This is a genomic window from Sutcliffiella sp. NC1, from assembly GCF_027594365.1.
GTDB lineage: Bacteria > Bacillota > Bacilli > Bacillales > Bacillaceae_I > Sutcliffiella > Sutcliffiella cohnii.
In genome coordinates, this window is sequence record NZ_CP115153.1 from 243,549 (window position 1) to 257,500 (window position 13,952).

The following is a 13,952-nucleotide window of genomic DNA, read 5'->3' on the forward strand; positions in this document are numbered from 1 at the left end:
GTAGTTCTTGGAGGTGTAAGCTGTGTCAGAATCCAGCGCAACAACTGAAATTATGGTTCGATTACCTCAAAACTTAGTATCCGAATTAGATGGATTAGTGAAACAGGAAAACGGAAATCGAAATGAGTTAATTTATCAAGCTACAAAAATGTATCTTCGAGAGCGCAAAAAGCGACAAATACGTGAATCTATGAGACGTGGCTATATGGAAATGGCAAAGATCAACCTAAATATTGCATCAGAAGCATTTCTAGCAGAATATGAGGCAGAGCATACAGTTGAGCGCTTAGTTAGCGGGGGGTAATCAATTGATTGTCAAACGCGGTGACGTTTATTTTGCTGATTTATCCCCTGTAGTTGGGTCTGAGCAAGGAGGCGTTCGACCAGTTCTGGTTATACAAAACGATATTGGTAACCGGTTTAGTCCGACCATTATCGTAGCAGCCATAACAGCACAGATTCAAAAAGCTAAACTCCCGACACATGTCGAGATTGATGCGAAACGCTATGGCTTTGAACGTGACTCTGTAATATTGTTAGAACAGATTCGAACCATTGATAAACAAAGATTAACGGACAAAATCACTCATCTTGATGAAGAGATGATGGATCGAGTTGACGAGGCTTTACAAATAAGTTTAGGTCTTATTGATTTTTAATATAGCAATAGTATGAGCTCCTCTTTCAGTATGAGGTGCTTTTTTTTTATACTTTTTACAAAAAAGTAGAATATGCTAACTCATAAGCGGCCTAATATATATCAAATGCTAAGAAGTTTCATTTAATGTGTAAATGGGTATATAAAGTACGTTACGATAGTTTATTAGCACTAAAAGATTGAGTATTTCGAAACGTTTAAACAAATCCAATTGACAGTCAAAACAATTAGCTTTTATAGTTGTAGTAGTGCAAAGTTCGAATAACGGAACAATGTGTAAAGGGGAAGAGTTAAATGAAAAGAGAAATTTTACAGTTTATTATAGAAAATGAGGAAAAAATATCGGAAAAATGGATTTATAAGATGGATGAGGTTGGGGAAAAGAAAGAATACCAAGTCATTTCAGAGAAAATGTACATAACGACTAGCAGAGAATATATTAATTTGCTTTTAAATAATATTAGTCAAGATTTAGATGACCTTTCTACCGTTTTACATGATTTTGCAAATCGAATTATTCGTTTCGGATGGCCGTTAATTTATGTAACCGAAGGACTAACAGTATTTAAAAATACTATATTTGAACTAATGTCTGTTCAAAAAGATGACACACTTAAACTAAAGTTGCAATCAGACTTAGACAATTGGCTGAAACCAGTTCAAGATGAAATAATAAAAACATACACTGGTTCATGGGAGCATACAGTTTCAATGCAAAAGATTGCTCTACAGGAATTAGCTGCGCCTTTAATTCCAGTATTTGAAGGAATTTCTGTCATGCCGTTAGTTGGTACAATCGATACAGAGAGAGCTAGACAAATTATGGAAAATTTACTACAAGGAGTAGTAAAACATCGTGCGGAAGTAGTTTTAATTGATATAACTGGTGTTCCGGTAGTAGATACGATGGTTGCGCAACATATCATTCAAGCAGCAGAAGCAGTTAGACTTGTTGGTGCTAACTGCCTGTTAGTAGGTATTCGTCCAGAGATTGCTCAAACGATAGTGAATTTAGGCATTAACCTTGACCAAATTATTACGAAAAATTCATTGAAAAAAGGGATGGAAGCGGCATTAGAAATGACAAATAGAACGATAGTGAATGTGGGGGATCGTCATTGAGAATACCTATTTTAAAACTTTACGACTGTCTTCTAATTTCAATTCAGTGGGAATTAGATGATCAGACAGCTTTACAATTCCAAGAAGATCTCTTAAATCGGATTCATGAGACAGGAGTAAGTGGAGTTGTAATTGATTTAACATCAATCGATATGATTGACTCTTTTATTGCGAAAGTATTAGGTGACGTTATAAGTATGTCCAAATTAATGGGAGCCCAAGTTGTTCTTACTGGTATTCAGCCTGCAGTAGCTATTACTCTAGTAGAATTGGGCATTCATTTAGATGAAGTGTTAACAGCGCTTGATCTAGAAAAAGGTTTGGAGAAATTACAACAGGAATTGGAGGATTAGAAAGATGACTGTCCAATCCTGTGTTACGATTAGAAATGAGTGGGATATAGTAGCGGCTCGTCAAATGGGTAGAAATGTGGCGAAAGAAATGGGCTTTGGTACGGTTGACCAGGCGAGAATTACTACTGCTATTTCCGAGTTAGCGCGAAATATTTATTTATATGCGGGAACAGGTCAAGTTTGTTTAGAAGCAGTGACGGAATATAATAAAACGGGGCTGCGTATTATTGCGCAAGATAACGGCCCAGGAATTGTTAATATTAGGCAAGTGATGGAAGATGGATATTCCACTTCTGGGGGGCTTGGAGCGGGGCTTCCTGGTGTTAAGCGGTTAATGGATAACTTTCAAATTGACTCTAATGTTGGAGAAGGTACTCGAATCGAGGCGGTGAAATGGGTTCGATAATCTAGGAGGTAGACTTATGAAGCTACAAGGCTTTGAAAAGACATATAAAGAGATTCTATCTGCTTATTTACGAGACCAATCGGAGGAAATCTTATATAGAGGTCAAGAATTTAGTAGAAAATTATTAGCTGAAAAGATTTCTCCGGATGAAATAATTAGTGTACATAAATCGATGCTACAAAATCTTTCACCTGAAATAGCAGATGATATACTTCATTCGTTAGATTTTTTATTAGAAGTAATGATAGGGTACGGAATAGCATATCGTGGTCATCAAAGTTTAATAGATAGACAGCAAGAATTGCAAACGGAAATTGATATAGCAGCAAGAGTGCAGCAGACAATATTAGAGACGAAAATCCCTAATTTACCTGAGGTGGAAATTGGTGTAGTTAGTGTTCCTGCTAAAAAGATGAGTGGTGACTATTTTCACTTTTTACAAGACGATCATTCTTTCGGTGTTGCAATTGCAGATGTTATAGGAAAAGGGATACCAGCAGCAATGTGCATGTCGATGATTAAGTATGCAATGGACAGTGTATCTGATACTAGTAAAGATCCTGTTTATATACTAAGCAACTTAAATAGAGTGGTTGAACAAAATATTGATGCAAGTATGTTTATTACGATGTTTTATGGAATGTATGACTTAAATGACCATCTATTTACGTATTCATCTGCGGGGCATGAACCACCTTTGTATTACGATTCGGATACAAGTGAGTTTGTTGAAATTGAGGCAAGAGGTATTGTGCTAGGTGTAGACCCAAAGGCTAAGTATGTTCAATATGAAAAACAAATCCAAAAGAACGATATGGTAGTGCTGTATTCGGATGGTGTTACGGAGTGTAGAACGGAAGATGGATTTATTGAAATTGACCTTATTACTCAAATGATTCAGGAAAGTATTGATGAACATCCTCAACAAATAGCGGAAACAGTATTTAAAAAGTTAGAGAAATTACAACACTTTTCATTACGTGATGATTTTACACTAATCATTTTAAAAAGAAGTGTTTAATATGAGTAAAAACGGGTATTAAAACAGTAGTGAGTGTGCTAGTCTCGAAAACAATGGGTAGTAATATCCTTTTATACAATAGATAACTATTTTTTAATGGGGTGAGCTGATGAATATGGATATCCAGATTAATGCAGAAAACGAACAAACGACCGTTTTCTTAACTGGTGAAATAGATGCTTTTACTGTTCCGAAAATTAAGGAAAGTGTAAGTCCTATATTACATGACTTTAATGGCAAAATTGTGTTTGATTTATCTGAAGTTAGTTATATGGACAGTACTGGTTTAGGTATGTTTGTAGGTTTTTTTAAATTAGTTAAAGAAAACGAGGGAGAGTTCGTGCTGACAGGTTTATCTTCTCGTTTAAAAAGATTATTTGATATAACAGGCTTAGCTGGAATTATGAAAGTAAAATAAGTTCAAGGTGGTGCAGAAAAAGATGAATCGCACGTACGATTATATTGAGATGGTATACCCAGCTAAACCAGAATACGTGGGAGTCATTCGGTTATCCCTCTCTGGAATCGCAAATCGCATGGGATTTTCCTATGATGAAATAGAAGATATGAAAATCGCAATAAGTGAAGCTTGTACGAATGTAGTGGACCACGCTTATCAGGGGGAAGAAAGTGGGAATATCCGTATCGGATTCGGTGTCTATGCTAATCGTCTAGAGTTAGTTGTTGCGGATAATGGCCAAAGCTTTAATTTTGAAGAAATCAAAAATGAACTTGGTCCAATCTCGAAATCCCACCCTGTGGAAACTTTGCCTGAAGGAGGTTTAGGACTATTCCTAATCGAAACGCTAATGGACACCGTCAAAGTGCACAATAATCAAGGCGTAACGGTGTTTATGACAAAGTATCTACAAGGAGAGCAGGTGGAATGGGATGAAGAAAAAGTCTCAGCCCAATAAACTAGATGTTGACCAGCTACTACTCCAATATCAACAAAATGAATGTAAAGAGGCCCAATTACAATTAGTGGAGCACTATAAACCGCTTGTGGAATCGCTTGCTAGGAAATATTCAAAAGGTAAAGCGTTCCATGAAGATTTATCCCAAGTTGGTATGATAGGGCTTCTAGGGGCGATGAAGCGTTATGATGCGAGTTTTGGAAGAAGTTTTGAAGCATTTGCAGTTCCTACTATTATTGGAGAAATAAAAAGGTTCCTGCGAGATAAAACTTGGAGCGTACATGTGCCCAGAAGAATTAAAGAGATTGGTCCCCGTATAAAAGTAGCGGTTGAGGAGTTAACGACAAAATTCCAAAGGTCGCCGAAAGTAATAGAGATAGCTGAGTTTTTAGAGGTTTCAGAAGAAGAAGTGCTAGAAGCTATGGAGATGGGGCAAAACTATCAAACGCTATCGGTTGATAACGCGATTGAAGCGGATTCTGACGGTAGTACAGTAACGATATTGGATGTAGTTGGCTCAACAGAAGATGGATATGAAAAAGTAGACCACCGACTGTTACTTAAGAAAGCCTTTTTTGTTCTATCGGAAAGAGAACGTCAAATTATTGAATGTATCTTTTTTGAAAACTTAAGTCAAAAAGAAACGGGTGATCGCCTCGGTATTTCCCAAATGCACGTTTCTAGACTACAGAGGAAAGCTTTAGAAAAACTGAAAAAGGCAATAGGGAAAGAACAATTAGATTCGGAGATTTTAACATGATCGAACAACTAACACATCGTCATGTACAAGTGAGTGCATATCAAAATGCGAAGAATGGTAAATATTATTGTGGAGATAGTTACTACATTAACGCAACGAATGACTTTTTCATATGTGTAGTAGCTGATGGGCTTGGTAGTGGTGAGTATGCCTACGAATCATCTAAATCTGTAGTTGAAGTGGCGAGGGAATATGAAAACGAAAATGTCGCCACTATTATGGAAGAATGTAATAAAAGTTTGCGATTAAAAAGAGGAGCGGCTGTCTCTATACTTAAAGTGTATTACGAACAGGAAAGGCTGGAATACAGCTGTATCGGAAATATTCGCTTTTTTTTATATCCTCCTGATGAAAAATTAATATATCCGTTACCGGTGAAAGGATACTTGTCCGGTAAACCATTGAAAATGAAAACACATTCTTATGTTTACGAGGCAGGTACAAGATTCTTTATATACTCTGATGGAATTGAAATTCCTTCTGTTCGAAATTACTTAAAAGGAATGTTACCACCTTCCTTACTGATGAAACTAGTAAAGTATCACTCAAATGAAGGGGAAGATGACGTAACGATAATATCAGGGGAATTTTTATAGTGGCTAACGACTTGTTAGCCTTTTTCTTCGTTTTATGAAACTATAAATTTTTATTGTTACATCTAGGACAAGCAGCAATCATGATTATGATAAATTAACATTTAAGGGCAATGTTTGTATCTATATGCTCTTTTGTTGTTTTAGAAAGATTTTGATATGATGAATATAGAAGGATTGACTAGGAGGTTAGTAGGTTGGAATGGAATGAAAAAGAACAGCAATTGTTGCAAAAGCTATCTCATGATATACAAATTCCAAAAGGGCAAGTAAAAAAAGTCATTGAATTGATTGAGGAAGGCAATACAGTCCCTTTTATAGCCAGATATAGAAAAGAACAAACGGGTTCGTTAGATGAAGTGCAAATTCGAAATATTTTTGAGAAATGGCAGTACTTGCAAAATATTGAGAAAAGAAAAGAAGAAGTACTTCGTCTTATAGAAGAGCAAGGGAAGCTGACGCAAGAGTTAAAAAGTCAAATAATGAAAGCGGACAAGCTTCAGCAAGTAGAAGACCTATACAGACCTTATAAACAGAAACGAAGAACGAAAGCGACTGTAGCAAAAGAAAAAGGATTAGAGCCTTTCGCCAATTGGTTACTTACATTTCCTCTAAATGTAAAGGTGGAAGAAGAAGCTTCTAAATTCCTTTCAGAAGAAAAAGAAGTGAGAGAAGTTGAAGAAGTTATCCAAGGAGCAAAAGACATTATCGCGGAAGTTGTCTCAGATGATGCTTCTTTCCGTCAATGGATTCGTGATATTACTTTTAAACAAGGTGTTATTACCTCATCAGTAAAAGATGAAGAAAAAGATGAGCGTGGAGTATATACCATTTATTATGAATATGAAGAACCAGTGGGCAAAATTTTACCTCACCGCATTTTAGCTTTAAATCGCGGCGAAAAAGAAGAGATATTAAAAGTTTCGATAAAGGCTCCTGTTGATAAAATACATACTTTTTTAGAAAAGCGAGTCGTCAAAACTTCAAGTTCTCCGGCTACAATCATTGTGAAGGAAGCAATGGAGGATAGTTATAAAAGGTTAATTGAACCAGCAATTGAGCGAGAAATTAGAAAAGAGTTAACGGAAAAAGGGGAAGAGCAGGCGATACATATATTTTCCGAAAACTTAAGAAAACTTCTGTTGCAACCACCATTAAAAGACAAGGTTGTACTTGGTGTAGACCCTGCCTATCGGACAGGATGTAAACTTGCTGTTGTTGATGCAACTGGAAAGTTACTGCATATAGGAGTTGTTTATCCGCATGCACCCGTAAATAAACGTCAACAAGCAAAAGATGAAATGATAAAAGTAATAACAAAATATAATGTCGAAGTAATTGCGGTAGGAAATGGTACGGCATCGAGAGAAACAGAACAGCTTGTTGCAGAGGTGTTAAAAGATAATGGACTATCCACTTTCTACTTAATTGTAAATGAAGCAGGAGCAAGTGTTTATTCTGCTTCGGAATTGGCCCGTGAAGAGTTCCCTGACCTACAAGTAGAGGAAAGAAGTGCAGCTTCGATCGCTCGTAGACTTCAAGACCCTTTAGCTGAATTAGTAAAAATTGATCCGAAATCAGTTGGGGTTGGTCAATATCAGCATGATGTAACACAAAAACGATTAGCAGAGTCGTTAAACTTTGTCGTCGAAACGGTTGTTAACCAAGTTGGTGTGAATGTTAATACCGCATCTACCTCGCTATTGCAATATGTATCTGGATTATCTAAAACGGTCGCAACGAATATTGTAAAAAAGCGTGAGGAACTAGGACGTTTTACGAGTAGATCAGAATTGAAAGGGATTCCTCGCTTAGGAGCTAAGACTTTTGAGCAATGTATTGGGTTCCTACGAGTAATCGATGGGAAAAATCCACTCGATCGCACGAGCATTCACCCTGAAAGCTACAGTGCGACAAAAACATTATTGGATAAACTGAATTTGTCGGTCAGTGACATAGGAACGGAACAATTACAAGCTGCGATAAAAGAGTTAGATGTAAAACAAATGGCGGAAGAATTAGAAATTGGTGAAGTAACGTTACGAGATATAATGGAATCTCTAGTACGACCAGAAAGAGATCCGAGGGATGATATGCCTAAACCGATATTAAAACAAGATGTACTTCAATTAGAAGATTTATTACCTGGCATGGAGCTTGAAGGCACGGTAAGAAACGTCGTAGATTTTGGTGCTTTTGTCGATATCGGTGTTAAACAGGATGGTTTAGTGCATATTTCCAAACTTAGTAATCAATATGTTAAGCATCCGCTAGATGTTGTTTCGGTAGGAGATATTGTTACTGTATGGGTAGAAGATGTGGATGTGAAAAAAGGCCGAGTAGCTCTAACTATGTTACAACCAGAACTACAAACGGTTTAAATAGAGAAGAAGACTAGTTCGTCTAGTCTTCTTTTATATCTGTTGTGTTTTGTTTTTCATAATAAAAATACCAACATTGATTTAAAAGCTTTATTTGATATCGATTTTTTTCTTTGTAGGCACGTTGCATTTGTTTCATAAACCATGTAGGCATATGCATACCACCTTTATCTTTTTTTAAGGTATTATCATACTATGCATTTTATTACGTATTGGTTCGAGTGAGGGATTGTTATGGATGATCAAAAAGTACAGATGTTAGTAGAAGAACTTTCATTGGAATACTTCCAAAGGCCGTTCGTAAATAGAGCTTACTTTAATCATCGGCTGCGAACAACAGGTGGAAGGTACTTAACGCATACAAACGACATAGAATTAAACATAAAGTATTATGAAGAGTTCGGACTGGATGAACTCATTGGAATAATAAAACATGAACTTTGCCATTATCATTTGCATATTCAAGGAAAAGGCTATCAACATAGGGATCAAGATTTCAAAGTACTTCTAAAAAAAGTGGGGGCACCAAGGTTTTGCCAACCGATAGAAGGGTTGAAGCAAAAGCGTACAACTGGCAGCTATCGACACTATGAATGTACTGGCTGTGGATTACAATATAGAAGGAGAAGAAAGGTTGATATTAACCGTTACGTATGCGGGAAGTGTAAAGGGAGATTACAAGAAAAATAAAATATTGACTTCTGTTTTCAGATGTGATAAATTATCAAGGTCGCTTCTCACAAAAGCTAAGGCACTTCGGAAAATTAGGAAAAATTCCTATCTTGAATAGCCTTGACATTTTAAAGAAGTGAAAGTAAAATAAAACTTGTCCGACTCATAATGTTTTGGACAAATGGTTCACTATTCCACCATAGCTCAGCGGTAGAGAAACGAGCAATTGCTTCGATGAGATTACTGCGAGTTGTACTCGGCGAGCCGCTACTTGATTAGGCTTCCTGAGACGAGGACATTCGGCTTAACTGAAATCGTTTCTCGTAAAAGTAAATATAATTATTATTCCACCATAGCTCAGCGGTAGAGCAACGAGCAATTGCTTCGATGAGATTACTGCGAGTTGTACTCGGCGAGCCGCTACTTGATTAGGCTTCCTGAGACGAGGACATTCGGCTTAACTGAAATCGTTTCTCGTAAAAGTAAATATAATTATTATTCCACCATAGCTCAGCGGTAGAGCAACGAGCAATTGCTTCGATGAAATTACTGCGAGTTGTACTCGGCGAGCCGCTGCTTGATTAGGCTTCCTGAGACGAGGACATTCGGTTCAACTAAAACCGTTTCTCGTAAAAGTAAACATAATTATTATTCCACCATAGCTCAGCGGTAGAGCATTCGGCTGTTAACCGAAGGGTCGTAGGTTCGAATCCTACTGGTGGAGCCATACGGAGAAGTACTCAAGTGGCTGAAGAGGCGCCCCTGCTAAGGGTGTAGGTCGTGTAAGCGGCGCGAGGGTTCAAATCCCTCCTTCTCCGCCATCATATGTTTGGCCCGTTGGTCAAGCGGTTAAGACACCGCCCTTTCACGGCGGTAACACGGGTTCGAATCCCGTACGGGTCATATTAAGGAAAATGGGATGCAGAACAAAAGTTTTGCCTCCCATTTCTATCCCTAAAGAAGTTTTTGTGTTTTAGGGGTCCCGTCATGTAGTGGTGAGAAATAATTCAACGAATACGCTAAAGGTTGCCCCAACGCATTCAACTTCTCAGAACTACCAGAAGAGGAAGCGACAGTCCGGTAAAACGGTTTGGAAGCGTGGAATTGTGACCTATTTTATCGTCGCGGGGTGGAGCAGTCCGGTAGCTCGTCGGGCTCATAACCCGAAGGTCGTAGGTTCAAATCCTGCCCCCGCAACCAATCTTTATTTAAAAAATTTATTATAACAAGAGGTCCCGTGGTGTAGCGGTTAACATGCCTGCCTGTCACGCAGGAGATCGCGGGTTCGATTCCCGTCGGGACCGCCACTATAATATTTATGGGCTATAGCCAAGCGGTAAGGCAACGGACTTTGACTCCGTCATGCGTTGGTTCGAATCCAGCTAGCCCAGCCAACTTATAAAAGCGGGTGTGGCGGAATTGGCAGACGCGCTAGACTTAGGATCTAGTGTCTTTGACGTGGGGGTTCGAGTCCCTTCACCCGCACCATCGTATTTTTGAGCGGTCGTGGCGGAATGGCAGACGCGCTAGGTTGAGGGCCTAGTGGGAGGTAATCCCGTGGAAGTTCGAGTCTTCTCGACCGCATCGAAAGAAATAAAATAAAAAAAGTGTTGACTTAGTAAAAACGAAATGATATTATAGATAAGTCGCTAAAACGAGCGCCCGTAGCTCAATTGGATAGAGCGTTTGACTACGGATCAAAAGGTTAGGGGTTCGAGTCCTCTCGGGCGCGCCATTATTTTTAAAATAGTAGACGGGAAGTAGCTCAGCTTGGTAGAGCACTTGGTTTGGGACCAAGGGGTCGCAGGTTCAAATCCTGTCTTCCCGATTTGAAATATAATTTAGCGGGTGTAGTTTAATGGTAAAACCTCAGCCTTCCAAGCTGATGTCGTGGGTTCGATTCCCATCACCCGCTCCAATAAAATGTTCTTTGAAAACTAAACAAAACAATAGCGTGCAAGTCGGTTTTTAAAATCGACAAAACAATAAATTGACGATAAGTCAGCAACATTTTGAGCAATCAAATACTCTACGGAGAGTTTGATCCTGGCTCAGGACGAACGCTGGCGGCGTGCCTAATACATGCAAGTCGAGCGAACTTCTTTAGAGCTTGCTTTAAAGAAGTTAGCGGCGGACGGGTGAGTAACACGTGGGCAACCTGCCTGTAAGACTGGGATAACTTCGGGAAACCGGAGCTAATACCGGATAATATATAGTACCTCCTGGTACTATATTGAAAGTTGGTTTCGGCTAACACTTACAGATGGGCCCGCGGCGCATTAGCTAGTTGGTGAGGTAACGGCTCACCAAGGCAACGATGCGTAGCCGACCTGAGAGGGTGATCGGCCACACTGGGACTGAGACACGGCCCAGACTCCTACGGGAGGCAGCAGTAGGGAATCTTCCACAATGGACGAAAGTCTGATGGAGCAACGCCGCGTGAGCGATGAAGGCCTTCGGGTCGTAAAGCTCTGTTGTTAGGGAAGAACAAGTGCGAGAGTAACTGCTCGCACCTTGACGGTACCTAACCAGAAAGCCACGGCTAACTACGTGCCAGCAGCCGCGGTAATACGTAGGTGGCAAGCGTTGTCCGGAATTATTGGGCGTAAAGCGCGCGCAGGCGGTTTCTTAAGTCTGATGTGAAAGCCCACGGCTCAACCGTGGAGGGTCATTGGAAACTGGGAGACTTGAGTGCAGAAGAGGAGAGTGGAATTCCACGTGTAGCGGTGAAATGCGTAGAGATGTGGAGGAACACCAGTGGCGAAGGCGACTCTCTGGTCTGTAACTGACGCTGAGGCGCGAAAGCGTGGGGAGCAAACAGGATTAGATACCCTGGTAGTCCACGCCGTAAACGATGAGTGCTAAGTGTTAGAGGGTTTCCGCCCTTTAGTGCTGCAGCTAACGCATTAAGCACTCCGCCTGGGGAGTACGGTCGCAAGACTGAAACTCAAAGGAATTGACGGGGGCCCGCACAAGCGGTGGAGCATGTGGTTTAATTCGAAGCAACGCGAAGAACCTTACCAGGTCTTGACATCCTCTGCCACCTCTAGAGATAGAGCGTTCCCCTTCGGGGGACAGAGTGACAGGTGGTGCATGGTTGTCGTCAGCTCGTGTCGTGAGATGTTGGGTTAAGTCCCGCAACGAGCGCAACCCTTGTTCTTAGTTGCCAGCATTTAGTTGGGCACTCTAAGGAGACTGCCGGTGACAAACCGGAGGAAGGTGGGGATGACGTCAAATCATCATGCCCCTTATGACCTGGGCTACACACGTGCTACAATGGACGGTACAAAGGGCAGCAAAACCGCGAGGTCGAGCCAATCCCATAAAACCGTTCTCAGTTCGGATTGTAGGCTGCAACTCGCCTACATGAAGCCGGAATCGCTAGTAATCGCGGATCAGCATGCCGCGGTGAATACGTTCCCGGGCCTTGTACACACCGCCCGTCACACCACGAGAGTTTGTAACACCCGAAGTCGGTGGGGTAACCTTTTGGAGCCAGCCGCCTAAGGTGGGACAGATGATTGGGGTGAAGTCGTAACAAGGTAGCCGTATCGGAAGGTGCGGCTGGATCACCTCCTTTCTAAGGAAAATCACGCTCATTGTTTTGTTTAGTTTTGAGAGATCATTCTCTCTATTAATATTGCGCTTGCGTCTGCAAGTGAAATCCACGATGATGGATTCCTTAAGCAGCAAGAGTAGCATGAAGGTTAAGCTACGAAGCTAATCACGATGTGATTGAAGTCAGTAGCCATGTTCTTTGAAAACTAGATAATATAAGTAATCAAGATACATTCACAAGTATCGTTCATCTTAGTAATTTTCTAATGATAACAATTCGCTGTTATCAACGAAACCTAATTTTAGGTTGAATACTAAGACAAATTAGAAGCGAGCAGGTCGAGGAAGCGACTGAGCGAGCGCCGGAGTGTACAAAAGCGTACATGAGGACGTGAGCGAAGGAAGCTGACGAAGAGATGCGACGCTTATCATTTGTCGACGGTTAAGTTATTAAGGGCGCACGGTGGATGCCTTGGCACTAGGAGCCGATGAAGGACGGGACTAACACCGATATGCTTTGGGGAGCTGTAAGTAAGCTTTGATCCAGAGATTTCCGAATGGGGAAACCCACTGCTCGTAATGGAGTAGTATCCTTACCTGAATACATAGGGTATGGAAGGCAGACCCGGGGAACTGAAACATCTAAGTACCCGGAGGAAGAGAAAGCAAACGCGATTTCCTGAGTAGCGGCGAGCGAAACGGAATTAGCCCAAACCAAGAGGCTTGCCTCTTGGGGTTGTAGGACACTCTATACGGAGTTACAAAAGAACGGGGTAAACGAAGCGACCTGGAAAGGTCTGTCATAGAAGGTAAAAACCCTGTAGTTGAAACCTCGTTCTCTCTTGAGTGGATCCTGAGTACGGCGGGACACGAGAAATCCCGTCGGAAGCTGGGAGGACCATCTCCCAAGGCTAAATACTCCCTAGTGACCGATAGTGAACCAGTACCGTGAGGGAAAGGTGAAAAGCACCCCGGAAGGGGAGTGAAAAGATCCTGAAACCGTGTGCCTACAAGTAGTTAGAGCCCGTTAATGGGTGATAGCGTGCCTTTTGTAGAATGAACCGGCGAGTTACGATTACGTGCAAGGTTAAGTTGATGAGACGGAGCCGTAGCGAAAGCGAGTCTGAATAGGGCGTCATAGTACGTGGTCGTAGACCCGAAACCAGGTGATCTACCCATGTCCAGGGTGAAGTTCAGGTAACACTGAATGGAGGCCCGAACCCACGCACGTTGAAAAGTGCGGGGATGAGGTGTGGGTAGCGGAGAAATTCCAATCGAACCTGGAGATAGCTGGTTCTCTCCGAAATAGCTTTAGGGCTAGCCTTGAGTAAAGAGTCTTGGAGGTAGAGCACTGATTGGACTAGGGGTCCTCATCGGATTACCGAATTCAGTCAAACTCCGAATGCCAAAGACTTGTTTCTCAGGAGTCAGACTGCGAGTGATAAGATCCGTAGTCAAGAGGGAAACAGCCCAGACCGCCAGCTAAGGTCCCAAAGTATACGTTAAGTGGA

The 13,952-nt window shown here is 41.0% G+C and carries 13 protein-coding genes, 11 tRNA genes and 2 rRNA genes (1 of these 26 only partly in view); 25 read left to right on the plus strand and 1 reads right to left on the minus strand.

What is annotated here, in order from left to right; genetic code table 11:
- Positions 1–22: 22 nt before the first annotated feature.
- From O1A01_RS01290 to O1A01_RS01340, 11 genes are all read left to right on the plus strand, one after another.
- Positions 23–304 carry a CopG family ribbon-helix-helix protein gene (locus O1A01_RS01290; RefSeq protein ID WP_066417778.1) on the plus strand — a complete coding sequence of 94 codons (282 nt, stop codon included), beginning with the start codon at positions 23–25 and terminating at the stop codon, positions 302–304.
- A 4-nt stretch (positions 305–308) separates the two neighbouring features.
- Positions 309–659 (plus strand): type II toxin-antitoxin system endoribonuclease NdoA, encoded by a 351-nt coding sequence (ndoA, locus tag O1A01_RS01295; protein ID WP_066417781.1) that lies wholly within the window; start codon positions 309–311, stop codon positions 657–659.
- 293 nt (positions 660–952) lie between these two features.
- Positions 953–1,780, plus strand: a complete 828-nt coding sequence (locus tag O1A01_RS01300; RefSeq protein ID WP_270065406.1) for an STAS domain-containing protein — start codon at positions 953–955, stop codon at positions 1,778–1,780.
- Positions 1,777–2,133 carry an STAS domain-containing protein gene (locus O1A01_RS01305; RefSeq protein ID WP_270065407.1) on the plus strand — a complete coding sequence of 119 codons (357 nt, stop codon included), beginning with the start codon at positions 1,777–1,779 and terminating at the stop codon, positions 2,131–2,133. The genes O1A01_RS01300 and O1A01_RS01305 overlap by 4 nt, the downstream gene beginning before the upstream one ends.
- Before the next feature lie 4 nt (positions 2,134–2,137).
- On the plus strand, positions 2,138–2,539 hold the full coding sequence (locus O1A01_RS01310) for an anti-sigma regulatory factor (protein WP_270065408.1): 402 nt from the start codon (positions 2,138–2,140) through the stop codon (positions 2,537–2,539).
- A 16-nt stretch (positions 2,540–2,555) separates the two neighbouring features.
- On the plus strand, positions 2,556–3,560 hold the full coding sequence (locus O1A01_RS01315) for a PP2C family protein-serine/threonine phosphatase (protein WP_270065409.1): 1,005 nt from the start codon (positions 2,556–2,558) through the stop codon (positions 3,558–3,560).
- A 109-nt stretch (positions 3,561–3,669) separates the two neighbouring features.
- The gene (locus tag O1A01_RS01320; protein ID WP_270065410.1) at positions 3,670–3,978 is read left to right on the plus strand and encodes an STAS domain-containing protein; all 309 of its coding nucleotides are present in this window, start codon (positions 3,670–3,672) and stop codon (positions 3,976–3,978) included.
- A 22-nt stretch (positions 3,979–4,000) separates the two neighbouring features.
- Complete coding sequence (rsbW, locus tag O1A01_RS01325) at positions 4,001–4,477, plus strand: anti-sigma B factor RsbW (protein ID WP_270065411.1); 477 nt, start codon at positions 4,001–4,003, stop codon at positions 4,475–4,477.
- Entirely contained in the window at positions 4,452–5,237 is a 786-nt protein-coding gene (sigB, locus tag O1A01_RS01330; RefSeq protein ID WP_270065412.1) for an RNA polymerase sigma factor SigB, read from the plus strand. Before rsbW ends, sigB begins: the two co-directional genes overlap by 26 nt.
- Positions 5,234–5,833, plus strand: a complete 600-nt coding sequence (locus tag O1A01_RS01335; RefSeq protein ID WP_270065413.1) for a PP2C family serine/threonine-protein phosphatase — start codon at positions 5,234–5,236, stop codon at positions 5,831–5,833. The genes sigB and O1A01_RS01335 overlap by 4 nt, the downstream gene beginning before the upstream one ends.
- A gap of 194 nt (positions 5,834–6,027) precedes the next feature.
- Positions 6,028–8,211 carry a Tex family protein gene (locus tag O1A01_RS01340; protein ID WP_270065414.1) on the plus strand — a complete coding sequence of 728 codons (2,184 nt, stop codon included), beginning with the start codon at positions 6,028–6,030 and terminating at the stop codon, positions 8,209–8,211.
- A 22-nt stretch (positions 8,212–8,233) separates the two neighbouring features.
- Here O1A01_RS01340 and cmpA read toward each other — a convergent pair whose 3' ends face one another.
- Positions 8,234–8,365: a cortex morphogenetic protein CmpA gene (cmpA, locus tag O1A01_RS01345; RefSeq protein WP_094366254.1), complete on the minus strand. Its 132-nt coding sequence runs from the start codon at positions 8,363–8,365 to the stop codon at positions 8,234–8,236.
- Between the two features lie 80 nt (positions 8,366–8,445).
- On the opposite strand from cmpA, the gene O1A01_RS01350 reads away from it, so the two are divergent.
- From O1A01_RS01350 to O1A01_RS01415, 14 genes are all read left to right on the plus strand, one after another.
- On the plus strand, positions 8,446–8,901 hold the full coding sequence (locus tag O1A01_RS01350; RefSeq protein WP_066417820.1) for a SprT family protein: 456 nt from the start codon (positions 8,446–8,448) through the stop codon (positions 8,899–8,901).
- 634 nt (positions 8,902–9,535) lie between these two features.
- Positions 9,536–9,610 (plus strand) — tRNA-Asn (locus tag O1A01_RS01355).
- A 3-nt stretch (positions 9,611–9,613) separates the two neighbouring features.
- Positions 9,614–9,704, plus strand: a tRNA-Ser gene (locus tag O1A01_RS01360).
- A gap of 10 nt (positions 9,705–9,714) precedes the next feature.
- A tRNA-Glu gene (locus tag O1A01_RS01365) sits at positions 9,715–9,786 on the plus strand.
- A 220-nt stretch (positions 9,787–10,006) separates the two neighbouring features.
- A tRNA-Met gene (locus O1A01_RS01370) sits at positions 10,007–10,083 on the plus strand.
- 31 nt (positions 10,084–10,114) lie between these two features.
- A tRNA-Asp gene (locus tag O1A01_RS01375) sits at positions 10,115–10,190 on the plus strand.
- 12 nt (positions 10,191–10,202) lie between these two features.
- A tRNA-Gln gene (locus O1A01_RS01380) sits at positions 10,203–10,277 on the plus strand.
- Positions 10,278–10,287: 10 nt separating this feature from the next.
- Positions 10,288–10,371, plus strand: a tRNA-Leu gene (locus O1A01_RS01385).
- Positions 10,372–10,383: 12 nt separating this feature from the next.
- A tRNA-Leu gene (locus tag O1A01_RS01390) sits at positions 10,384–10,467 on the plus strand.
- A gap of 74 nt (positions 10,468–10,541) precedes the next feature.
- A tRNA-Arg gene (locus tag O1A01_RS01395) sits at positions 10,542–10,618 on the plus strand.
- Between the two features lie 19 nt (positions 10,619–10,637).
- Positions 10,638–10,711, plus strand: a tRNA-Pro gene (locus tag O1A01_RS01400).
- Between the two features lie 16 nt (positions 10,712–10,727).
- A tRNA-Gly gene (locus O1A01_RS01405) sits at positions 10,728–10,801 on the plus strand.
- Between the two features lie 110 nt (positions 10,802–10,911).
- Positions 10,912–12,463, plus strand: a 16S ribosomal RNA gene (locus O1A01_RS01410).
- A 418-nt stretch (positions 12,464–12,881) separates the two neighbouring features.
- Positions 12,882–13,952: ribosomal RNA gene (locus tag O1A01_RS01415) — 23S ribosomal RNA — on the plus strand (it continues 1,865 nt past the right edge of the window).
- The 16S and 23S rRNA genes sit together here with 11 tRNA genes alongside, the layout of an rRNA operon.

What these genes read in the sequence shown, in the direction of transcription:
- O1A01_RS01300 (WP_270065406.1), top strand. Translation starts at nt 953, where the DNA reads ATGAAAAGAGAAATTTTACAGTTTATTATAGAAAATGAGGAAAAAATA.
- O1A01_RS01310 (WP_270065408.1), top strand. Translation starts at nt 2,138, where the DNA reads ATGACTGTCCAATCCTGTGTTACGATTAGAAATGAGTGGGATATAGTA.
- O1A01_RS01315 (WP_270065409.1), top strand. Translation starts at nt 2,556, where the DNA reads ATGAAGCTACAAGGCTTTGAAAAGACATATAAAGAGATTCTATCTGCT.
- O1A01_RS01320 (WP_270065410.1), top strand. Translation starts at nt 3,670, where the DNA reads ATGAATATGGATATCCAGATTAATGCAGAAAACGAACAAACGACCGTT.
- rsbW (WP_270065411.1), top strand. Translation starts at nt 4,001, where the DNA reads ATGAATCGCACGTACGATTATATTGAGATGGTATACCCAGCTAAACCA.
- sigB (WP_270065412.1), top strand. Translation starts at nt 4,452, where the DNA reads ATGAAGAAAAAGTCTCAGCCCAATAAACTAGATGTTGACCAGCTACTA.
- O1A01_RS01335 (WP_270065413.1), top strand. Translation starts at nt 5,234, where the DNA reads ATGATCGAACAACTAACACATCGTCATGTACAAGTGAGTGCATATCAA.
- cmpA (WP_094366254.1), bottom strand. Translation starts at nt 8,365, where the DNA reads ATGCCTACATGGTTTATGAAACAAATGCAACGTGCCTACAAAGAAAAA.
- O1A01_RS01350 (WP_066417820.1), top strand. Translation starts at nt 8,446, where the DNA reads ATGGATGATCAAAAAGTACAGATGTTAGTAGAAGAACTTTCATTGGAA.